At 38.3% G+C, this 21,650-nt stretch carries 18 protein-coding genes; 11 read left to right on the top strand and 7 right to left on the bottom strand.

The window, feature by feature from the left end; all coding sequences use genetic code 11:
- Positions 1-28 precede the first annotated feature (28 nt).
- Complete coding sequence (locus tag AC056_RS02145) at positions 29-583, bottom strand: cytochrome b (protein ID WP_077162591.1); 555 nt, start codon at positions 581-583, stop codon at positions 29-31.
- Positions 584-820: 237 nt separating this feature from the next.
- Between AC056_RS02145 and AC056_RS02140 the strand changes: the two genes are divergently transcribed.
- Both AC056_RS02140 and rnhB read left to right on the top strand, forming a co-directional pair.
- Complete coding sequence (locus AC056_RS02140) at positions 821-1,198, top strand: hypothetical protein (RefSeq protein WP_004702793.1); 378 nt, start codon at positions 821-823, stop codon at positions 1,196-1,198.
- 67 nt (positions 1,199-1,265) lie between these two features.
- Entirely contained in the window at positions 1,266-1,832 is a 567-nt protein-coding gene (gene rnhB, locus AC056_RS02135) for a ribonuclease HII (protein WP_004702791.1), read from the top strand.
- Positions 1,833-1,902: 70 nt separating this feature from the next.
- On the opposite strand, the gene csrA is transcribed toward rnhB, so the two are convergent.
- The 3 genes from csrA to alaS all read right to left on the bottom strand — a co-directional run bounded on the left by csrA (position 1,903) and on the right by alaS (position 6,385).
- Positions 1,903-2,157 carry a carbon storage regulator CsrA gene (gene csrA / locus AC056_RS02130; protein ID WP_000906487.1) on the bottom strand — a complete coding sequence of 85 codons (255 nt, stop codon included), beginning with the start codon at positions 2,155-2,157 and terminating at the stop codon, positions 1,903-1,905.
- A gap of 245 nt (positions 2,158-2,402) precedes the next feature.
- A complete protein-coding gene (locus AC056_RS02125) occupies positions 2,403-3,683 on the bottom strand; it encodes an aspartate kinase (protein WP_004702788.1) in 1,281 nt (426 codons plus the stop codon).
- Between the two features lie 65 nt (positions 3,684-3,748).
- A complete protein-coding gene (gene alaS / locus AC056_RS02120) occupies positions 3,749-6,385 on the bottom strand; it encodes an alanine--tRNA ligase (RefSeq protein WP_025465194.1) in 2,637 nt (878 codons plus the stop codon).
- 269 nt (positions 6,386-6,654) lie between these two features.
- On the opposite strand from alaS, the gene AC056_RS02115 reads away from it, so the two are divergent.
- The 6 genes from AC056_RS02115 (at position 6,655) to AC056_RS02090 (ending at position 12,996) form a co-directional block, all read left to right on the top strand.
- The gene (locus AC056_RS02115) at positions 6,655-7,674 is read left to right on the top strand and encodes a type I glyceraldehyde-3-phosphate dehydrogenase (RefSeq protein WP_004702784.1); all 1,020 of its coding nucleotides are present in this window, start codon (positions 6,655-6,657) and stop codon (positions 7,672-7,674) included.
- 162 nt (positions 7,675-7,836) lie between these two features.
- The gene (locus tag AC056_RS02110) at positions 7,837-8,925 is read left to right on the top strand and encodes a hypothetical protein (RefSeq protein WP_039253867.1); all 1,089 of its coding nucleotides are present in this window, start codon (positions 7,837-7,839) and stop codon (positions 8,923-8,925) included.
- A gap of 183 nt (positions 8,926-9,108) precedes the next feature.
- Positions 9,109-10,275, top strand: coding sequence for an ATP phosphoribosyltransferase regulatory subunit (locus AC056_RS02105; RefSeq protein ID WP_019458153.1), 1,167 nt, complete (start codon positions 9,109-9,111; stop codon positions 10,273-10,275).
- 60 nt (positions 10,276-10,335) lie between these two features.
- Complete coding sequence (locus AC056_RS02100) at positions 10,336-11,655, top strand: adenylosuccinate synthase (RefSeq protein WP_004702779.1); 1,320 nt, start codon at positions 10,336-10,338, stop codon at positions 11,653-11,655.
- Positions 11,656-11,781: 126 nt separating this feature from the next.
- The gene (locus AC056_RS02095) at positions 11,782-12,099 is read left to right on the top strand and encodes a hypothetical protein (protein ID WP_004702777.1); all 318 of its coding nucleotides are present in this window, start codon (positions 11,782-11,784) and stop codon (positions 12,097-12,099) included.
- A gap of 117 nt (positions 12,100-12,216) precedes the next feature.
- A complete protein-coding gene (locus AC056_RS02090) occupies positions 12,217-12,996 on the top strand; it encodes a M48 family metallopeptidase (protein ID WP_031944517.1) in 780 nt (259 codons plus the stop codon).
- 55 nt (positions 12,997-13,051) lie between these two features.
- Here AC056_RS02090 and AC056_RS02085 read toward each other — a convergent pair whose 3' ends face one another.
- A complete protein-coding gene (locus tag AC056_RS02085; protein WP_039253871.1) occupies positions 13,052-14,101 on the bottom strand; it encodes an NADP(H)-dependent aldo-keto reductase in 1,050 nt (349 codons plus the stop codon).
- A 159-nt stretch (positions 14,102-14,260) separates the two neighbouring features.
- Positions 14,261-14,968 (bottom strand): cAMP-activated global transcriptional regulator CRP, encoded by a 708-nt coding sequence (gene crp, locus AC056_RS02080; protein WP_004702771.1) that lies wholly within the window; start codon positions 14,966-14,968, stop codon positions 14,261-14,263.
- A 439-nt stretch (positions 14,969-15,407) separates the two neighbouring features.
- On the opposite strand from crp, the gene AC056_RS02075 reads away from it, so the two are divergent.
- Both AC056_RS02075 and AC056_RS02070 read left to right on the top strand, forming a co-directional pair.
- Positions 15,408-15,830, top strand: coding sequence for an OsmC family protein (locus AC056_RS02075; protein WP_077162590.1), 423 nt, complete (start codon positions 15,408-15,410; stop codon positions 15,828-15,830).
- Between the two features lie 92 nt (positions 15,831-15,922).
- Entirely contained in the window at positions 15,923-16,348 is a 426-nt protein-coding gene (locus tag AC056_RS02070) for a GNAT family N-acetyltransferase (protein WP_077162589.1), read from the top strand.
- Here AC056_RS02070 and AC056_RS02065 read toward each other — a convergent pair.
- On the bottom strand, positions 16,345-17,154 hold the full coding sequence (locus AC056_RS02065; protein ID WP_077162588.1) for a peptidoglycan DD-metalloendopeptidase family protein: 810 nt from the start codon (positions 17,152-17,154) through the stop codon (positions 16,345-16,347). The genes AC056_RS02070 and AC056_RS02065 overlap by 4 nt on opposite strands.
- Before the next feature lie 350 nt (positions 17,155-17,504).
- Between AC056_RS02065 and AC056_RS02060 the strand changes: the two genes are divergently transcribed.
- Positions 17,505-21,413 carry a Dyp-type peroxidase gene (locus AC056_RS02060; protein ID WP_077162587.1) on the top strand — a complete coding sequence of 1,303 codons (3,909 nt, stop codon included), beginning with the start codon at positions 17,505-17,507 and terminating at the stop codon, positions 21,411-21,413.
- The last annotated feature ends 237 nt before the right edge of the window (positions 21,414-21,650 follow it).

Here is a 21,650-nt window from a genome sequence, read left to right as displayed (position 1 = left end):
TTAATAGGCGGTTTTTTTAATATTGAATTTATTTAGGTTGTTTGGTTATGCTGTTTAAAACATTGTCTTTATCCACAAAGTGATGTTTTAAAGCTGCCAGAACATGTCCAACAATAAGCAGGCCTGCAAACCATGAAATATAAATATGTAATGGTTTAACGATAGCTAAAAGTTCATCATTTTTTTGAACTAAACGTGGAATATCAAATAAATATAAAACTGGAGCAGGGTGGTCTGCACTCCAGCTAAATAAACAGCCAGTAATAGGTAGCGCCACTAAAATCACATAGAGTAATAAATGTCCAATGTGAGCCAAAGTTTTCATTGTTGGTGACATGGTGTCAGGCAACTTTGGTGCTGGATGGGTGTAACGCCAGAAAAGGCGAATAACCACTAAAAAGATAATGGTTGTGGCAATGTTTTTATGCAGTGTAATGACATCACCTTTAATGGTACTAGTGTCGTAACTTAAAAAATTTCCACTGTAGAAACCAATCACCCAAGCCGTAATGAAAATGATTGCCATAACCCAATGCAAAATCTGTGCAGTACGGGTGTAGTATTGAGAGGATGAGGCAGGCATAAAAGACCCTAATTTTTGTCATTTTAGCGCTAGATTTTATGGTAAAGCAGTATTTTTGAGAAATGTTGTTCTCGTAACGGAGCGTACTATAAACAGAACGCTTTAGCTGAAGCACATGATTAAATCAAACTGGAGTATAGGAAAATTAGATTGCATAAATGCATCAATTTATTTGTTTCTTCTAAGCACGAGTTTAGGCAAAATACGCGCTGCTTACGTTCGATCAAAGGAAAAATGATGAAAAAATTGATGCTTGCTGTGGCACCAGTTGTTTTGGCTTTAACTGCATGTGCAACCACGCCTGGAGCAGGTTCTGCAGAAACTACAACTCAACAGTTAGGTATGGCTGCATTGAAAGTTGCTGTAAATGCGAAATGTATTACAGAAATTAATAATGTTCCTGCATGGAAAACAGCAACAAAGCTTATGACGGCTGAACAACGTGATAGTATTCAAACTAATGTTTGTGGCTGCGTAAGTGAAAAGGCACCAAACAGTGTTACTGCAGTTGATTTGGCTACTGCTGCACTTGACCCAGCTGCACGTGCAACAATAGTAACCCAAGTCGTTTCTAATACTGTAAATGCTTGCGTGGCTGAAGCTTTACAAAAGTAACTAATAATTTAATTTTCAAAGAAGGCTGATTCATATTGATCAGCCTCTTTTTTTCATTGGAGTATACATGTTCGTTGCAGGCGTAGATGAGGCGGGGCGAGGCCCATTAGTGGGGTCGGTTGTTGCCGCAGCTGTTATTTTAGATCCGGAAAATCCGATTTTAGGACTAAACGATTCTAAAAAATTAACTGAAAAAAAACGTGAAAAGTTGTTTATTGAAATTCAGGAAAAAGCTTTAGCATGGTCAATTGCGGAAGCGACGCATGCAGAAATTGATGAGTTAAATATCCTACAAGCAACATTTCTAGCAATGAAGCGAGCAGTGGACGGCCTTAAAACACTGCCTGAAAAAGTTATTGTAGATGGCAACCAAATTCCCAAAGGAATTATTATTCCTTGTGAAGCAATTGTTGGTGGAGATGCGAGCCACGCCGAAATTAGTGCTGCCAGTATCTTGGCAAAAGTCACACGTGATCGCCAAATGGCAGAATTAGATCAACAGTATCCATTATTTGGATTTGCCAAACATAAAGGCTATCCAACAAAAGCACACTTTGAAGCGATTGCAGCTCACGGGGTGATCGATCAACACCGTCGTAGTTATGCACCGGTTAAACGTGCATTAGGTCTATAAATTTATATACTCCCAAAAAAATTTAAAGCGACTAGAAAGTCGCTTTAATTAGGGAGAGAATAACTTCATACTAACGATTGAAGTTTTTCTGTGCATAATTATCATCTTCATATGAAACTTGATAATCTTGATCAAGATGTTGAAGGTGTTCATGCATTGCACGTTCATGTTGAATACGTTGATAAATTTCTTCGCGATGAACAGAAACCTCTTTTGGCGCATTCACACCAATTCGAACCTGGTTTCCTTTGACGCCAAGCACAGTAACACTGACTTGATCCCCAATCATTAATGTTTCCCCGACACGGCGGGTCAGAATCAGCATGTTTATCTCCTTGCTAAACGCTTAAAACTGCAATATTGGTACCCAAATAAAAGCTCAACCTCAGTTTTCAGTCAGATTCTAACAGAAATATGAGAACAAAGTCATATTTTGATAATCACTGCCAAAAAACTTTCCGTTTAATATAACAGAGCCGCTATAAAAAAAACTATAGCGGCTCTGTGTTTTCTTTGATTATTGTCGGACAAGTAAACATTTTTTAATGAATTCTTGACCGTTTGGTAAAATTAAGCGCGGGCGCTGCTTTCACCATGTTCGCGATCTAAACCAAATGCGGTATGTAGGCAACGAACTGCAAGTTCAAGGTATTTCTCATCAATAATGACAGAAACTTTAATTTCAGAAGTTGAAATCATAAGGATGTTAATGCCTTCATCAGCAAGGGCAGTGAACATTTTGCTCGCTACACCTGCGTGTGAACGCATACCAACACCAACGATAGATACTTTAACGATATCATCACGTGTTGAAACTTCACGCGCGCCAATATTTTTAGCAGTTTCGTTTAAGATTTTTTCAGCTTTCGCTAAATCAACACGGTTTACAGTGAAAGTGAAATCTGTTGTGCCATCTTCTTCAACATTTTGCACTATCATATCGACTTCGATATTGGCATCACTTACTGGTGATAAGATTTTAGAAGCAATACCTGGTTCATCAGGCACACCTAAAATCGTTAATTTTGCTTCGTCACGGTTAAAAGCAATACCTGCAATGATTGGCTGTTCCATATTGTCTTCCGCCTCAGTCGTAATGAGTGTACCTACATTTTCTTTAAATTCGTCGTCAAAAACGCCATCGTTGTCATTATCAAAGCTTGATAATACACGTAAAGGAACTTGATATTTCCCGGCAAACTCTACTGAGCGAATTTGTAAAACTTTAGAACCTAATGATGCCATTTCTAGCATTTCTTCAAAAGAAATACGGTCGATTTTTTTGGCTTTAGGAGCAACACGAGGGTCAGTGGTGTAAACGCCATCTACATCGGTATAGATCTGACATTCGTCAGCTTTTAAAGCAGCAGCAAGAGCAACACCAGAAGTATCTGAACCACCTCGGCCTAGTGTTGTGGTATTTCCATTTGCATCAAAGCCTTGGAAACCAGCAACCACAATAACACGGCCTGCATCTAGGTCATTGGTCATGACATCTGTATCAATAGACTCGATACGCGCCTTGGTAAATGCACTGTCAGTTTTAATACCGACTTGACGTCCGGTATAGGATTTAGCTTCCACACCAATCGAATTAAGTGCCATAGCTAACATGGAAATCGTCACCTGTTCACCGGTTGAAACCATTTGGTCTAACTCACGTGGGTCAGGTGTTTCGGTAATGGCTTTAGCGAGGGCAAGTAAGCGGTTTGTTTCACCACTCATTGCAGATACGACCACAACAACCTTGTGACCGTGATCATGCCAACGCTTCACACGACGAGCAACATTTAAAATGCGCTCGGGGGTACCCATAGAAGTACCGCCATATTTTTGAACGATTAATGCCATAGTTGTTCCATATAAGCCATGACCCTGAGAGGCTTTTCAGGGTCAGTTACACAAAAAGTGAAGTCTTATTTTTGTTCAAGCCAAGCAGGCAATGCTGCAATAACTTGTCCAAACTTCTCGTTAAGTGGCGCGCCACCTTGTGCTAAGTCAGGTTTACCACCACCTTTACCACCTAACTCAGTTGCTAGATGTTTGATGATGTCACCTGCTTTTAGATTCGCAGTGTATTGCGACGCGACTGATGCAAGCAGGCTGACTTTGTCACCCTCTACACCTGCTAACACAATCACTGCATTCTCTAATTTTGATTTCACACTGTCATGCAAGTTGCGAAGCGCTTTTGCATCAACACCTTGAACAGTAGTGATAAGCGTTTGACGATCAGCAATCGTTTGTACCTGATCAATCAAGTCAGCTGCTTGGAAGTTTGCCAATTTTTGGTTGAGTTGTTCAATCTGCTTTTGTAATGCAGAAACCAATTCCACATTAGCTTGAACACGCTCAACTGTTTGGTCTTTCTGTGCTTTTAGTAAGCTATTAATGTGCTGAATATCGTTGTCAGCTTTTTGTACCACTTCTAGCGCTTTAGTACCAGTTACTGCTTCAATACGACGTACACCAGCAGCTACACCACCTTCAGAAGTGATTTTGAATAAACCAATATCACCTGTACGTTTTACGTGAATACCACCACAAAGTTCGATTGAGAAGTTTTTCTCATCAATGACTGAACCCATAGAAAGTACACGTACTTCATCACCATATTTTTCACCGAACAACATCATTGCGCCTTTTGCTTTCGCAGCTTCAATGTCGAGAAGTTCAGTCGTTACTGGAGTGTTGGCAATAACTTCAGCATTTACGAGACGTTCAACTTGTTGTAATTGTTCAAATGAAACAGGTTGGTCATTTGCAAAGTCAAAACGTAAGATGTCGCTTGCAACTAAAGAACCTTTTTGTTGTACATGTGAACCTAAGATTTGACGAAGGGCAGCATGTAACAAGTGAGTAGCTGAGTGGTTGCGCGCAGTAGCTTCACGAATATCTGCTTTAACAATCGCTTCTACATTTTGATTTGCTTTGAGGTTACCAACAGTCACAATACCTTGATGAACAAAAGCACCGCCTGACTTTTTGGTGTCTTGAACTTCAAAAATACCAGTTTCGTTTTTGAAGATACCCGTATCACCAATCTGACCACCACTTTCTGCATAGAAAGGAGTTTGGTTTAAAACGATAAGAGCTTCGTCACCTTCAGAAACTTCATCAACTTGTACGCCATCTTTATAGATCGCTACAATTTCGCCTTGACCAGTTGTGTTGATATAACCGTCGAACTGAGTTTCGCCTTCGACTTTTACAATGTTGTTATAGTCAACTGCAAACTTACCAGCGTCACGCGCACGTTGACGTTGTGCAGCCATTTCAACTTCAAAACCAGCTTCATCAATAATAAAGCCACGTTCACGTGCAATATCAGCAGTTAAGTCTGTTGGGAAGCCGTAAGTATCGTAAAGTTTAAATACAGTCGCACCAGGAATAGTTTTGTCTTTTAACTGAGCAAGTTCACCTTCAAGTAGTTTTAAACCTTGCTCAAGTGTTTTAGCAAACTGTTCTTCTTCACGAATTAAAGTTGCTTCAATAACATCTTTGCGCGCTGCAAGTTCTGGGTACGCATCACCCATAACTTCGATTAAAGGCTGCAACATTTTGTAGAAGAACGTACCAGTTGCACCAAGCTTGTTACCATGACGCACAGCACGACGGATAATACGACGAAGTACATAGCCACGGCCTTCATTGCTTGGGTTTACACCATCAGCAATTAAGAAACAGCAAGAACGTGCATGGTCTGCAACAACACGTAAAGAAGGCTGACCTTCGTCTTCAATACCAATAATGTTTGCAGCAGCTTTTAATAAGTGTTGGAACAGGTCAATGTCATAGTTTGAATTAACATGCTGCAATACAGCAGAAATACGCTCTAAGCCCATACCTGTATCTACAGATGGAGCTGGAAGAGGGTGAAGTACGCCATCAGCAGTACGGTTAAACTGCATGAAAACGTTGTTCCAGATTTCAATGAAACGGTCGCCATCTTCTTCAGGAGAGCCAGGTAAACCACCCCAAATGTGATCACCGTGGTCAAAGAAAATTTCAGAACATGGACCACATGGACCAGTATCACCCATTGCCCAGAAGTTATCTGAAGCGTATTTTTCGCCTTTGTTATCACCAATACGGATAATACGTTCTGGTGCTAAACCAATTTCTTTATTCCAGATGTCGTAAGCTTCGTCATCGGTGTGATAAACCGTTACATATAGGCGGTCTTTCGGTAAAGCAAGCCATTGTTCGCTGGTTAAAAATTCCCAAGCAAAATTAAGCGCATCACGTTTGAAATAGTCACCAAATGAGAAGTTACCTAACATTTCAAAGAATGTATGGTGACGAGCTGTATAGCCGACGTTATCTAAATCGTTATGTTTACCGCCTGCACGTACACATTTTTGTGATGTTGTGGCACGTACATAGTCACGTTTCTCAAGACCTAAAAAACAGTCTTTAAACTGGTTCATCCCAGCATTTGTAAATAATAAAGTTGGGTCGTTGGCAGGAACAAGAGAACTCGACGCGACACGTGTATGCCCTTGCGTTTCAAAGTAGCGCAAAAATGCTTCACGAATTTCAGCAGATGTCATTAAACGAGTACTCACAACCAAGTCACTCCATATTTTCGAATTTGGCTAAAAGCATCACTACAAGTTTGTTTGTTCACAAATCTTGCATGTGATACGGGGCTTATTTTTAAAAAACGCTAAATTGTAACGGAAAAACCCCACCGAACCAACGATTTTAGAGGGAATATCTTACAAAACTGTGATTTGGCTAAAAATCTATATTCAATTAGCCTTCACGTGTTTTACTATATGCCTTCTTTCGTTTCTGGTTTTGTAGATAAGGATAGGTCATGCAACGTATCGCCATTAATGGGTTTGGCCGGATTGGACGTAATGTTTTACGTGCTTGGTTTGAAAGCCCGAAACAATTTCATTTTGAAATCGTGGCGATTAACGATATAGCAGATGTACAAACACTAGTGCATTTATTTAAATATGATACAACCCATGGCCGTTTTAATGGCAAAGTTGACATAGCGATTGAAAATGAAAAGATTTATTTAAATATTCAATCAAACCAGCGAAATCTGAAAGTTGAAGTTCTTCAGCAAAAACAACCAGAACTTTTACCGTGGGCAAGCTTGCAAATTGATGTTGTACTCGAATGTACTGGATTGTTCCGTTCTCATGCTGATGCAACACGCCACCTAGAGGCAGGGGCGAAGCGGGTCATTATTGGGGCAGCACCTTTTGACCATGTCGATGCTGCAATTGTCTATGGTGTTAACCATGCCGATGTAAAAGCAACTGATCAAATCATATCTAGTGTGTCATGTACTACGCAGGCTTTAGTGCCATTAGTAAAAATTATTGATGATGCATTTGGTATTGAAACTGCGCTCATGACCGAAATTCATGCAGTAACAGCAGACCAGTCTGTACTTGATCACGCACATCGTGATTTACGTCGTGCTAGAGCTTCTGGGCAAAATATTATTCCCACTACGTCTAGTGCACTTGGCGCATTAAAACGTGTAATGCCGAAAATGGAAGACCGTATTGATGGCTACTCAATTCGAGTTCCTACTATTAATGTGGCTGCAATTGATTTAACGTTTATCGCACAATCACCAATTACTGTTCATCATATTAATGAATTGCTGATTAAAGCTTCTCAAACAGATTATGCAGAAATTATGGCAGTAACTGATGAACCGCTAGTTTCAAGCGATTTTAATCATTCACCTTATTCACTTATTGTTGATTTAACTCAAACTATGGTTGTGGGGCATCAAGCTAAAGTATTTGCTTGGTACGATAACGAATGGGGTTATGCAAATCGATTATTAGATTTGTGCAATTCTTTTTGAATATATATTTAAATATTTTAAGGATATTAAGTTAACTTAATATCCTTTTTTTATGGTTAATATAAATCTCTAATCGAAAATAAAAATTTAGTTTTGGTGTTGTATGTAACTATTTCTATTTGTATGATTCGCAAACATTAAAATTTTAACTATAGAGTTCATATGAAATTTAACTCAAAAAGAATAAGTGGTTTTTTAATTATCACATCTACTATTATTTTAACTGCATGTACTGGTGAGGGTTCGGATCAAGATACGAATGGTCAAACTGACAGTAATTTAGAAAAAGATACCGCGATTTATCAAGTTTATTATCAATCTTCTGATATTTCTTCAGGTATTTATAGTGATTATTTTGAAATAGCTAAATATCCTATTCAAAATAATGAAATATTTTTTGCAAAGTCACATAACCAACCACTAGAAAAAGAACTTTTAACAGAACAGAAAGTTTTAAATAAGGGGACACTACAAACAAACATTGTAAAAAGGTTAACACCGAGCAGTTGGACTTATGAGCTAACACCAAGTTTAAAACAAAACTTAAATTTTGAAATTGTTAAAATAGATGGTGAAAAAATCTTTGATCGAGTATTGCCTGGCTATAAAGAAAATAAGAATTTAGATACAGGACTTCATAATCAGCTTGATAAAAGTTTAATTGACTTCTATCGAAATTATAAAAATGTTACCTTCCCAAAAGGTAGCTATTGCTATCGTTTAAAAGAAACTCAATGGAATCAATCTTATATTTCTTATATATCTAGTTTTAATTCAAATCCTTCGTTTAGTGAGAAAAAACAGTCAATCGGCGAAAAATATAATAACTTAGGTACAGATAAAAAGTATTTTAGGCTTCTAAACTCGCAGTGGTATGGCTATAACTTAACTGTTTTAGAAAACTTGGAAACAGGGGATATTCAAAGTGCGCTGGGAAATAATAATGACCAGTCTGCTTCTATGGATTTTATATCAAGCAGTTTATGGGATGCTGATATAAGTTTGGCCTATGAGAAGTCTCATCTGTATTCTGTCGATGATAACCCGCTTAATAATACGCATTCATTAACTGCTTTCAGACAAAAGTTAAAAATCGCAAATCTTGAAAAAGGTTGCTTTGCTTTTAATACTCAAGCAGCTCAAGCTATTCAAAGATTAACTTTAGTTAACTGGCAGCCAGGCGATAGTTCAGATATTGGCCCATTCTTTGGTCGAAGAAATTTTGAGTATGCTTTAAGCAAAGCGCAGTAAGATATTGAATGTTATTGTTAATTGTTTAAATCTTATTTTTGACTTTAGAGTTTATTCAGAAAGATTTATGCAAATTGTAAGGTGCATGGCACAAAGTATCATGCTACACTAAGAGAAATCGGGTGTGTTCCCGATTTTTTTATGTGGGGTCGTTCCACGTTGATCAGATTTTAGGCTTGAAATATGACCATTTCAGAGACATGGTTGCTGCCTGACGGGGTAGCAGATGTATTGCCGGAACAGGCGCAAGTCATTGAAAAACTTCGCCGTGAAGCTATCGATTTCCTCGCAGTAAGAGGTTATCAACTGGTATATACACCATTTATCGAATACATCGAATCGTTGTCTTCATTATCAGAATTAAATCAAGACTTGGATTTAGTAACCTTTAAAGTCATTGACCAGCTTTCAGGCCGTTTACTTGGCATCCGTGCTGACATGACACCGCAAGTTGCACGTATTGATGCACATGTAAGACCCGTTGAAGGTGTTGCACGTTACTGTTATGCAGGGACTGTATTACATACAAAACCACAAAATTTCAATGCGACTCGTGCACCTTTGCAATTGGGTGCAGAGCTATATGGCCACGATAGTATCGAAGCTGACGTCGAAATGGTCGATGTTATGCTGGGGCTAATTGAGAACATTTATACTTTACAAGGCGCTCATCTAGATTTGGGCCATGTAGGTTTGTTCCGTAGTCTAGTAAAGTACGCTGGTCTGTCAAAAAATGAAGAACATGAGCTGTCTGATCTATACCAAAGAAAAGCATTGCCAGAGTTAGCAGAATTTACTCAAAACCTAAATATGGGTTCTGATTTTTATGCGCTTGGCCGCTATTCAAGTGATTTAGATGCACTACAGGCAAATTTAAGTGCAAACATATTACAAGATGCTGAATTTAAAGCAGCATTAGACGCACTTAAAACAACACTTGACCAAATTAAAAATCGTTGGCCAGCACTGAACGTCGGAATTGACGTTGTTGAACTTCGTAGCTACCACTATCACACTGGTTTGATGTATGCAGTTTATGCACCAAACCGTGCTGCACCTTTAGCTCAGGGTGGTCGCTATGACGGTATTGGTGAGCACTTTGGTCGTGCGCGTCCTGCTACTGGTTTTAGTTGTGATTTATATGCATTAGGTGCAAATCAATTCGCTGAGATTGAAACAGTAGTTGCACCTAAAGGTACAGATACAGATTTGCTTAAAGCGATTGCAAATGCACGTTCACAAGGCTTACGCGTGGTTCAATTGTTAGGTAATGATGATTTAACTTCTATTCCATATGCCACACATCAATTGGTGTTGCAAAATGGACAATGGAATATTGAAAAGATTTAAACGCCAACAGTATTTTACTGATGGTTTCCAATTTTAACAGCATGATGTAATGAGGCTATTATGGGCAAAAATGTTGTGGTACTTGGTACCCAATGGGGCGACGAAGGTAAAGGTAAAATCGTCGACCTGCTCACAGATCAAGCGGCTGCGGTAGTACGTTATCAAGGCGGACATAACGCAGGTCATACTCTTGTCGTAGGTGGTAAAAAGACTGTATTGCACCTCATTCCATCAGGCATTTTACGTGAAAACGTATTGTGCTTAATTGGTAATGGCGTGGTGCTTTCACCAGCAGCACTAATTGAAGAAATGGGAATTTTGGAAGCTGAAGGTGTTCCAGTTAAGGAACGTCTACGCATTTCTCCAAACTGTCCACTTATTTTGCCTAACCACATTGCTCTTGATCAGGCTCGTGAGAAGAAACGTGGTAACGCTAAAATTGGTACTACAGGTCGTGGTATCGGCCCTGCGTACGAAGACAAAGTAGCTCGCCGTGCAGTGCGTGTTGCTGACCTTGTTCGTGGTGGTGCAGCGCTAGAAGAGAAACTTCAAGAAATGCTTGAGTTACATAACTTCCAGTTAACTCAGTTCTACGGTGTAGAAGCTGTTAAATTTGAAGATGTATTGGCTCTTTGCAACCAATGGCGTGAAGTTCTTGCTCCATTAGTTATTGACGTGACTAAAGTATTGCATGACTACCGTAAAGAAGGTAAAGCTGTGATGTTTGAAGGAGCTCAAGGCTCACTTCTAGACATCGACCACGGTACTTACCCGTATGTGACTAGCTCAAATACAACGGCTGGTGGTGTAAGCTCGGGTTCTGGTATGGGTCCTTTACATCTTGATTATGTATTAGGTATTACTAAAGCTTATACAACACGTGTAGGTGCTGGACCATTCCCAACTGAATTGGTTTACGATGCTGCAACTGACTCTGGTGATGCAATTGGCAAACACCTCGGTACTGTAGGTCATGAATTTGGTGCTTCTACTGGTCGTCAACGTCGTTGTGGTTGGTTTGATGCCGAAATCCTACGTCGTTCTGTAGACGTTAACTCACTTTCAGGTATTTGCTTAACTAAACTTGACGTTTTAGATGGTTTAGAAGAAGTAAAAATCTGTGTAGGTTATGAAAATACTGATTCAGGTTGCGTAGGCTCTTCTGATGCGGTTTCTTTTGAATGCTTGAAACCAATTTATGAAACTATGCCGGGTTGGAGCGAGTCAACTGTTGGTTTAACTAGCATTGACCAATTACCTGCAAATGCTTTGGCTTATGTGAAACGTATTGAACAATTAATCGAATGTCCGATTGATATCGTTTCAACTGGTCCAGACCGCGCAGAAACAATTGTTTTACGTCATCCGTTCTCTGCTTAATTCGCAAAGATGATAAAAGCCTCCTGAAAAGGGGGCTTTTTTTATATCCGACTAAAGTGCAGTTTCTGTTTTGTCTAATTCAGATTACAACATAGACATAGGTTATATCATGGATGATGAACTCAAATGAAACTACAGCCAGCTATTTCAAAAACGATGTTTTATTCTTTTTTGTTTGCTATTGGTGGTTCGCCTACATTAGCAATGTTAGTCATCTATGGGCAAAATTATAATCAAGATTTCTTTATGACAGCCTTTATGAGTTTGTCCGTATTGTTCGCATGTGTGCTCATTCCTGTCGTACTCATACAAAATAGCTATTTGCTGTGGAAAAGGAAAAGTCCTACTCTTGAGGAAAAAGTTAAGACCTTAAGTCATGTATATTTGGGCTTAAACATAATTTGTTTAATTTTCTGGATTTATTTGATGACTTTATCGACTTGATCTTTACATAAATACTATGATCGTGAAGAAATGAGACATTCAAAGCTTGTGTGCTATTTCTTATAATTAGTGCAAAAGAATAAACAGTTTTTTTAACGATTTAGGTGATCCATGTTGATGAATAAAAAACTCTTGTTAAGTTTATGTGCTGCGAGTGTGGTAACAATCTCTGGTTGTGCAACAGTAGCAGACATGGCTGGTGCAGATACAGCAACACTAAATGCGCAATCTGCACAAGGTTTTAATCAAATGGTGCAGGAAGCGCGTGGTAAAGGGACTTTAGATACAAGTTCAAGTACCTATAGCCGTATTAATGCTGTTTTTAACCGTTTGAGACCTTATGCGAACCAAATGAACCAAACAGGTCAGCCATTTAGTTGGCAGTTGGCTGTACTGAAATCAGATACGGTTAACGCTTACGTTGCACCAGGTGGCAAGGTGGTGTTCTATACAGGCATCGTCAATAAATTGAACCTGACCGATGCCGAAATTGCAGCTGTTATGGGCCATGAAATGACGCATGCTTTAGAAGAACATGCGAAAAGTAAAATTGGTGCTCAAGCTCTCACTGATTTAGCTTTAGGCATTGGATTAAGCTATGCGGGTAATAATGTGGGGCAGCTTGGTACTGCTGCTGCTCAGTTAGGCTCGCAAGTGGGTGTAGGCTTACCATATTCACGAAGTTTAGAAAGCCGTGCTGACCAAGGTGGCTTAATGTTAATGGCCCGTGCTGGGTATAATCCAAATGCAGCTATTACATTATGGGAAAAAATGAACAAGCTTGAAGGTGCTGGTGGTTCATCATTCTTATCGACTCACCCATCTAACTCACAGCGTATTAATGATATGCGTAAAAACTTACCTGCTGCATTAGCGATTTATAATGGTCGTAAGTAAGTTTTAAAACTTTCAGTTCATATAAAAACGGATGCTTAAGCATCCGTTTTTTATTTTAAGGAGCGGGGTTAGGCTGTTGTATATGAATAGCTTCAATGCCTTGTAAAATTTCAGGTGAAAGCTCGATTTCAAAAGCCTGAATATTTTCTTTGAGCTGATCTAAGTTGGTCGCACCAATAATTGTACTTGTTATAAAGAACTGCTGCTTAATAAACGCTAGAGCCAATTGAGTCAGGCTTAAACCATGCTTTTCAGCGAGTTGTGCATATTGTTCAGTTGCCCATTCACTTTGTGCATTGCTATAACGACTGAAACGTGGAAATAGAGTAACGCGAGCATTCTCAGGTCGTGCCCCATTTCTAAACTTTCCAGTTAAATAACCAAAAGCCAGAGGAGAGTAAGCAAGTAATCCTACACCTTCATATTTAGCAATCTCAGACATACCTATTTCATAAGTACGATTAAGCAGGCTATATGGATTTTGGACACTTACAAATTTACTTACTCCTAAATTTTCAGCGAGTTGTAAAAACTTCATGGTGCCCCAAGGTGTTTCGTTAGACAAACCGATATAACGGATACGTCCACGATTAATTTCTTTTTGAAGGGCAAGTAAAGTTTCTTCTAAGGGTGTCGTGTCATAATCATTTTGTGCTTGTTGATTGCCATAAGCGAGCGTTCCAAAGAAGTTAGTATGACGCTCAGGCCAGTGCAGTTGGTAGAGATCAATATAATCAGTTTGTAATCGTTTAAGTGAGCCATCAAGTGCTTGTGAGATATGGTCACTATTGAACTTGGTATGGCCTTCTCGAATATGAGTTCCACCAAAGCCAGGACCTGCAATTTTTGAAGCAAGGAATACTTTGTCGCGTTGACCATGCTGTGCAAACCAATGACCTAATATAGTTTCAGTAGCGCCATATGTTTCTGGTTTTGGGGGTACAGAATACATCTCTGCTGTATCCCAAAAATAAAGACCGTGCTCTAAAGCATAATTGAGTTGTTCGAAAGCCTCTTGCTGAGTGTTTTGCTCACCAAATGTCATGGTACCTAAGCAAATTTCTGGAAGGTTAATGCCAGTGTGTCCAAGCGAGTTAAATTGCATATATCGAAATCCTTGAGAAATTTGAGTTAGCCTAATCGCAAATATGTATTCAACTTAAATCATAAAATTAGAATAGTTTGTAAGTTTTGTGTATTAACTCATTGTTGCATATAAAAAAAGCAAACCGAAGTTTGCTTTTTATTAAATCATTGTAATTACTTATTCTTCATCATCATAGTCTTCATCAGTGACTGAATTTTCTTCTAATGAAGCATCAAAAATGAGAATGGCTTTACCATCAGTTTGGATCATGCCTTGATCTTCTAAAGTCTTCAATACACGACCAACCATCTCGCGTGAACATCCAACAATACGTCCAATTTCTTGGCGAGTGATACGAATCTGACGACCATTCGGCAAGATCATTGCTTCTGGCTGTGAAGATAAGTCGATTAAGCAACGAGCAATACGACCAGATACGTCAATGAACGCAAGGTCAGTCATTTTGCGAGTTGTATTTTTTAAGCGACGAACAAGTTGCGCAAAAACGGCATAGCTAAGATCTGGATACTGCTTGCTCAGTTCGTGGAAGTTGTCATATGAAATTTCAGCAATTTCACAAACATCACGAGTACGGACTTCAGCTGTACGTTGAGGGTTCGGTTCGAAAAGCCCCATTTCCCCAAAGAAGTCACCAGGATTCAAATATGCCACAACAATTTCACGTTCGTCGTCTTCACGCAAAATAATTGAAACTGAGCCTTTTAAAATTAAATATAAAGATTTTGACTCTGTTCCGGCATCAACAATTGTGGTTCGTTTTGGATATCTGTTGATGTGAGCACGCTTTAACAATGCTTTAACGGATTCAGGTAGTTGCCCCGGAGATAAAGCATCTGTGCTGAGTTGTGAAAAATTTGAAGTCATGCTTGATATGTTCCGAATAGGGTAAACAATTCACACAGGCTCGAGATGAGCTATTACACAGAAGAGATGAAATTCCTTATCAACTCATTTTATGTTAGTGTACAAAACAAGGGCCTGTTGACATTTCACAGATGGTTGCGACATAAGACGATTTTTCTAGACGTTACGAAGCAAGAACTATGGAATTTAGTCATTCTAAATAAATAGAGCTTAACAACGAAACGCACAAAAAATCTGGTCTTGCGCTGCTTCTAAGATGCTTAAATCACACCTCAGATTTTGGCTGAAATTTAACAAATTTTATTACAAAACTGGACAAAGGATTGCCCTTGTCTGTGTTTTGCGTTTTTATTTGAATTAATTTTTAGCTATTACGCAATCCATAGATGAAATGTCAACAGACCCTGCTTAAATTTATAATTTTTTTTGGGTAGTTGCAATGCAAACAAGTGTACATTGGCTAGAGAATGTTGCTTTTGAAGCGAAATCGGATAGTGGACATAGTGTCATCATGGATGGCTCACCTGAGTATGGTGGTGAAAACCGTGGACCACGTCCTATGGAATTGCTATTAATGGGACTTGGTGGGTGTGCTTCGTTTGATATTGTGACGATTTTGAAGAAATCTCGTCAAGATGTGATGAATGTCGTATGTCAGCTTAAAGCTGAGCGTGCCGATGCAATTCCAGCGGTTTTCACAAAAATTCATTTGCACTTTGTGGTAACAGGTAAAGCTGTCAAAGAAAAACAGGTTGCAAAGGCAGTAGAGCTATCAGCTGAAAAATATTGTTCAGCGAGTAAAATGCTTTCTGATGGTGGTGTAGAAATTACTCACGATTTTGAGATTATTGAAGCTGCATAATTTCATATGAATGCCTGAAAAAGAAAAGCTAACAGTGATGTTGGCTTTTTTTGTGATAAGAATAATTCAAAAAATATTAAGGAGAATATTGGATGAATATCCGTTTAGCACAGTCGCAAGATACCGAGGCCATATGTCACTTGCTGGAGCAAATGGGATACTCGCAGCCTTTAGGATTGGTTCAGGAACAATTTCAAAAGTTAAGTGAAGATCCCAATGCAATTACATTGGTCGCAGCCGTTGATTCGCATGTGTATGGAGTTTTGTCTCTCTATTTTATTCCGCAAATTGCCTTAAAAGGAGATTTTGCCAAAATCTGCTATTTGTGCGTTGATCAGAATATACGTCGTAAAGGAGTGGGGCATTTGCTTATGCAAGAAGCAGAGCGTCTAGCTAAGCAGCGTGGTTGTGATCGAATGGAGTTGCATTCAGGAATACAAAGACCTTTGGCACATCAATTTTATCTAAAAGAAGGTTATGTTGAAGCACCAAAGTATTTTCGTAAGGCTTTAAATTAACGAGGTGTATTTAGAAAAAGCTGCGGATCTACCCGAGCATTATTAAGACTCATGCCCCAATGTAAATGAGGGCCTGTCACGCGTCCTGTTTTGCCTACTAAACCTAATGTTTCTCCTTGGCGGATATGTTGGCCTTTCTCTACTTTGATTGAGCTTAAATGGCAAAACATGCTGACTAGGCCTTGGCCGTGATCAATTAATACAGTTTGGCCATTAAAGAAATAGTTTCCTGTCTGAACGACCACGCCATCTGCTGGTGCAATTACTTTTTGACCTACAGGGGCTGGAATATCAAGACCTGAGTGAGGTGCACGTTCTTCACCATTAAAAAAGCGTTTTCTTCCAAAAGAATTGGTAAATTTCCCTGAAGTGGGACGTATAAATTTGGGTAAGCTTTGCCATGAACTTGATGTGAAAGAGTTATAAACTTCATTTTGTTCTTTCGCTTCTTGAGCATAACGATCTAACTGACTTTGATTAGGGTTCACATAGTCTTGGTTATTGACTTTAATCCGTTGCTCAGCATAAGGATAAGACTTAACTTCTATTGGAATAGGCGCTTTATTGGTATTGAGTTGAACACTGCCAAGTGGTGTAGATAATGGAATACCTACTACAGCATAACGTTGATGACCTTCTTGACTAATTAAAACTGGTTTCTGTTGAAAAGTGACCTGAGTAATATCGGCAGTTAATGGAACGACTGCAATTCCACCGGGTCTTCTTGAGTCTTGGGGAAGCTCGGCAAAGCAGTAAAAAGGTATTGATGTAAAAAGCAAAGTAGAAATAAGTTTTTTTATCAGCATAGCGACAATAATTTTCTAAAACAATGCTAGAAATTATATCAGTAAGCTTTACTTAAAAGTTGTTTTAATTTTTTTAATGATTTTATTTTATTTTAATTTTATTTATTATTTTATATTAATAATTGATGGCTTGTTTTATGTGATTGGCTTTATTTTTTGTGACTTTTTCTGCTTTATATTTTAAATTCTCTAAACTTAAATTTTTATTGAGAATGTTTATTAATTCTTACTGTTTTTGTTTGATTTTAAATATCTTGTTATTTGAAATTTTATTATGAATAATGCTTTTGTAATTAAATTTATAATCATACTTTTAATTATTATATAAAAATTTTAAAGGAACTAATATAATGCTAAATATATCTTATGAAGATCGTTTTACTGAAATATGGAAATATATGCAACGTGGGTTGGTTTATCCTTCACCCCATGCCATTTTTAGTACAGTTTGGCTAAATAAAGAAATTACGCGGGAAAAAATACGACAATTAATGATAGCTGTGCGTCAAGAGGTTAATAAGAATCCAGCACTTTCTAGTAAAAATACAACTTTGGCAATTGGTGTATCTTTTGACAATTGGGATCTGATTTGTGAAAAAGATAAGTTGTCACGACCAAAGGGAATGCAATTACATTATCCAGAAGAAAAGAACCCAAATGTCTCAGAAGTTTTCTCTGATTCGAATGGGAGTTTTAAAAATTCGGATGGCGACATTTGGTTGCATGTAAAAAGCGATGATGCCGATGCGTGTACAGTATTACAGACATATATTGAGCATCTTTTAGCTTCAGATATTAAAGAAATATTTAGTCAAGTTACTGCTTCACAATCTAAAACAGGTCGCAATGGTAAGGTTTTAGGGTGTCGTTTTTCTGAAAATTTAAATAATCCATCTGATCCAATTTCACTGGCAAAACATACGTTAATTGGTGCAGAAGATATTGATCATTTTGGTGGCTCATACGTTTTATCTCAAAGGTTTTTAATTAATTGGGATCAAATCAACATGATGTCAGAAGATCAAATTGAAGATTTGATTGGGCGTAAAACTGACGACACAATTATTCCAGACCGTGATAGTCGTTCGCACATTAAAGCTTCTCGTGTACAAGATGAAAATGGAAATACCACGCCTATTCTGCGTCTAGGTTTACCGTTTGGCCGTGCTGAATCAAATTCAAGTTTTAGAGTGCCAAAATCGGTAACTAAAGCCGATGAAGCAGGAATTTATTTTGCTGGATTTGCAAAAACTGCTGCCATTTTAGAAGAAGTTATGGCAAGTCAGATTGGGGCAATAGAAGGCTTTATGAATGACCGTCTATTCAATAGCCTTCATTCAGACTTGGGAGGAATATTTTATATTCCAAGTTTAATAGATTTAGCATTAGATGATGCACCAGAATACTTATATGATTTTAGTCGATTAGATAAAGATAACTGGAATTTTTTCCCAGGTATGGATTGGAATCGATTTGATCGCCATTATACGAACAGTTCAGATAATGGTTTGATGTACTATAATCATAGTAATTATCTTTTTAATATGGCAACTGGGCTAAATCCCCATAGTGAATTTTTTAAACCACCTTCTAATCGTATTTTAAGTTTACTTGAAAATACATTTTCTTTATGGCAAGACAACTGGTACTTCAACCGTAAACAAGAAGAAATTGAACGAGGGGTAGATTATTATATTGATGAGTTCGATATCAGTGATAAGCCTGAAAATATTATGGGTTTATCTATTATGCTGCGCAAAGGTTGGGCCATTCGATTAAGTTTGCAGTTATTCTCATCAGAAAACTATGGTTTTCGCGGACGGAAAATTTTATTAAAAAATGGTGAAATGATTCCATATTCAACTGGGCGTGAATGTGAAGGTAAGGTCATTTATGGATCAGATACTTATCGCATTATGCCAGATGAAATTATTGTGGGAGCTATGCCAAATCTGACCTTGGGTGAAGGTCGTTATGTTATGAAGTATTTGTCTGAAGAAGAACGTCTTCAGGGCTTTTTGCGTAACTTAAGTGAAGCATCGGGGGTTGGGCATGTTATTCCTAATTATAAAAAGGCACTAGATTTAGGTTTAGCTGGTCTACAACAAGAAATTACGAAACATGCAAGCAATGCGCAGACTCCAGAGAAAAAAGACTTCTATGAAGCTTCGAGATTAGCACTAGTTGGTATTTCTGAATATTTCTTAAACTACTCAAAACTTGCATTTAAAATTGCAGACCAGATGCAAGAAGGACAAGAGTTCGAAATAGATAATTTAATTGCAATTGGTCATCGAATGGAAAAGTTATCGAAAGATAAACCGGACACATTTATTGAAGCAGTTCAATTTATTTTCACATTGCATAGTTGTTTGCATTTAAATGGTGAGCCAACAGCATTTGGACGTATGGATCAGCTGTTGCAACCTTTCCTTGACAAAGACGCGATTCCGCCTGAAGAAGCACAGGAAATTATCGATGCCTTCTATATCAAGCTAGACGAAAAAGTACAACAGAACCGTATGTTTATGGAAGACCATCAACCTTTTGGTAATCTTGCGATGGGTGGTAGCTCAGGTCCTTATCCTCAAGGTGCATCTTTGGGACAATGGATTCAACAGATTACAGTTGGTGGTACAGTCGCTGATGGTGAAGAAAACTTTTCTAAAACCAAACCAGCTTATAATGAGGTCACAAAATTATTCATTCGTGCATCGGGCCGGTTACCATTAAATGCGCCGTGTTTGTCTTTACGCACACGCAAAGATATTCCTGAAGATATTTTAGAAGAAGCTGCACATGCAATTTTATCTGGTGGTGCTCACCCGATTTTATTAAATGATGAAAAGCTTATTCCTAGTCTTCACCAAAGTGGAGATGGTGTAGGGGGAGATGTACTCTCTAATTTGCCAATTTGGAATTCTAAAGTCGATATTCGTTCAGCTCAAAATTATGCTTGTGATGGTTGTTATGAACCTCAGTTCCCTGGCGAAAACTGGTTTTCATTAGGTGGATTCTCGACATTACAGCCTTTGGAATGTGCATTAAATCAGGGTAGAACAATTTCAAGTGCTGGGCAAAGCTATCTGTTTGGGCAAACTGTTTCACTAAATACGAAACCTGCCGATCAGATAGATAGTTTTGAAGAACTATTAGATCTATATAAGCAACATTTTGAATTGCTCAATCGCAAGGCATTTAATGGGCAAATTCTGGGTTATGGTGCCAATACAGATATTTGTCCATCTCCAATTCTAAATGTTTTGATGGATGATTGTTTGGCTAAAGGTCAGGATTTTTATAGTGGTGGTGCTAAATATAATATTTATGGACCGTGTTATATCTCGCTCAGTAATACCATTAATTCACTATATGCCATTAAGGCAATGGTTTTTGATCCATTAACTGCGGTAACTACATTACCTGAACTCTTAGAGTGCTTGTGTTGTGACTGGGGTTATAAAATGACTGAGCCATTTATTAGTAATTTAGCTGGGCATGCTCGTATTGCTGCACAAGCTGATCGCTATAAGCGTTTACGAGAGATTGCTTTGGCACAACCGCGTTATGGACGAGGAAACTCTGAAGTCGATAAATTAGGCGATCAGATTGTTCAAATGATTGCTGAAATTTCAGTCGAAACATTTAGAAAACCATGGCCACAATTTGCGCAAAGTCTTAAAGGCTTAGCTGAACGTTATGGTTCAGAAGAGCATCCTTTTGGTATTCAGATTCAACCCGGTGTGGGAACTTTTGAAAATCATGTGGAGATGGGCGCATGGAATGGGGCGAGCGCTGATGGTCGTCGTTTAGGTACAACAGTAGCATCAGATTTAAGTCCATCGCCAAGTCCAGCTGATTTGGCTGTTGATCATCAAATCGCTGAATTCAGTCGGGCTTTGCAAGGTTTTGATGGTACGGGTACAAATCTAATGGCAGATGGTGCACCTACAGACTTTAATATTCGTGAAGACTTTGGCGTTAAAGATTTGATCAAGATATTGAAACAATTCAGCCAAGGTGGGTCATCTAATATTTTAACGATCACGGTCGCTAACCCAGAAACATTTACTCAAGCGGTAACATCACCTGAGCAATATAATTTATTAAGAGTACGTACTGGTGGTTGGTCAAACTTCTTTACGTCGGTATTTCCTATCATTCAGGAACAGCATCAGCGTCGTCCAATCTCTACGCCAGATATTCCAAAAGAAAAAACAGAGCAAGCTAAGTGTCCGTTCCATCAATGGCATAATTGATTAGCTATCTGATGAGGCAGTCTCTCAAGTGAGGGACTGCTTTTAATCTTTTTAAATTTAAATACGATAATTAATAAAGATATTATGGCTTTAAGATTGCCATTTATGATAAAAATTCAGAGGAAATATCACGTTTTTGTTTTCTCTTAAAAATTATACAAAATATACTTGAAATAGATCATTCATAAACCCATATTATAATGGAGTTTTACTTATTGTTATTTTAATAACATTATG

It is taken from the genome of Acinetobacter genomosp. 33YU (assembly GCF_001990725.1).
Lineage (GTDB): Bacteria > Pseudomonadota > Gammaproteobacteria > Pseudomonadales > Moraxellaceae > Acinetobacter > Acinetobacter seifertii.
Note: the sequence above shows the minus strand (reverse complement) of the source record. Positions and strands in the feature narration are given on the sequence as shown.

Coding starts and splice junctions, on each gene's coding strand:
- AC056_RS02070 (WP_077162589.1), top strand. CDS start 15,923: ATGAATATCCGTTTAGCACAGTCGCAAGATACCGAGGCCATATGTCAC.
- rnhB (WP_004702791.1), top strand. CDS start 1,266: ATGTTCGTTGCAGGCGTAGATGAGGCGGGGCGAGGCCCATTAGTGGGG.
- csrA (WP_000906487.1), bottom strand. CDS start 2,157: ATGCTGATTCTGACCCGCCGTGTCGGGGAAACATTAATGATTGGGGAT.
- AC056_RS02075 (WP_077162590.1), top strand. CDS start 15,408: ATGCAAACAAGTGTACATTGGCTAGAGAATGTTGCTTTTGAAGCGAAA.
- AC056_RS02125 (WP_004702788.1), bottom strand. CDS start 3,683: ATGGCATTAATCGTTCAAAAATATGGCGGTACTTCTATGGGTACCCCC.
- AC056_RS02085 (WP_039253871.1), bottom strand. CDS start 14,101: ATGCAATTTAACTCGCTTGGACACACTGGCATTAACCTTCCAGAAATT.
- AC056_RS02110 (WP_039253867.1), top strand. CDS start 7,837: ATGAAATTTAACTCAAAAAGAATAAGTGGTTTTTTAATTATCACATCT.
- AC056_RS02145 (WP_077162591.1), bottom strand. CDS start 583: ATGCCTGCCTCATCCTCTCAATACTACACCCGTACTGCACAGATTTTG.
- AC056_RS02140 (WP_004702793.1), top strand. CDS start 821: ATGAAAAAATTGATGCTTGCTGTGGCACCAGTTGTTTTGGCTTTAACT.
- AC056_RS02095 (WP_004702777.1), top strand. CDS start 11,782: ATGAAACTACAGCCAGCTATTTCAAAAACGATGTTTTATTCTTTTTTG.
- AC056_RS02060 (WP_077162587.1), top strand. CDS start 17,505: ATGCTAAATATATCTTATGAAGATCGTTTTACTGAAATATGGAAATAT.
- AC056_RS02115 (WP_004702784.1), top strand. CDS start 6,655: ATGCAACGTATCGCCATTAATGGGTTTGGCCGGATTGGACGTAATGTT.
- crp (WP_004702771.1), bottom strand. CDS start 14,968: ATGACTTCAAATTTTTCACAACTCAGCACAGATGCTTTATCTCCGGGG.
- AC056_RS02100 (WP_004702779.1), top strand. CDS start 10,336: ATGGGCAAAAATGTTGTGGTACTTGGTACCCAATGGGGCGACGAAGGT.
- alaS (WP_025465194.1), bottom strand. CDS start 6,385: ATGACATCTGCTGAAATTCGTGAAGCATTTTTGCGCTACTTTGAAACG.
- AC056_RS02065 (WP_077162588.1), bottom strand. CDS start 17,154: ATGCTGATAAAAAAACTTATTTCTACTTTGCTTTTTACATCAATACCT.
- AC056_RS02105 (WP_019458153.1), top strand. CDS start 9,109: ATGACCATTTCAGAGACATGGTTGCTGCCTGACGGGGTAGCAGATGTA.
- AC056_RS02090 (WP_031944517.1), top strand. CDS start 12,217: ATGAATAAAAAACTCTTGTTAAGTTTATGTGCTGCGAGTGTGGTAACA.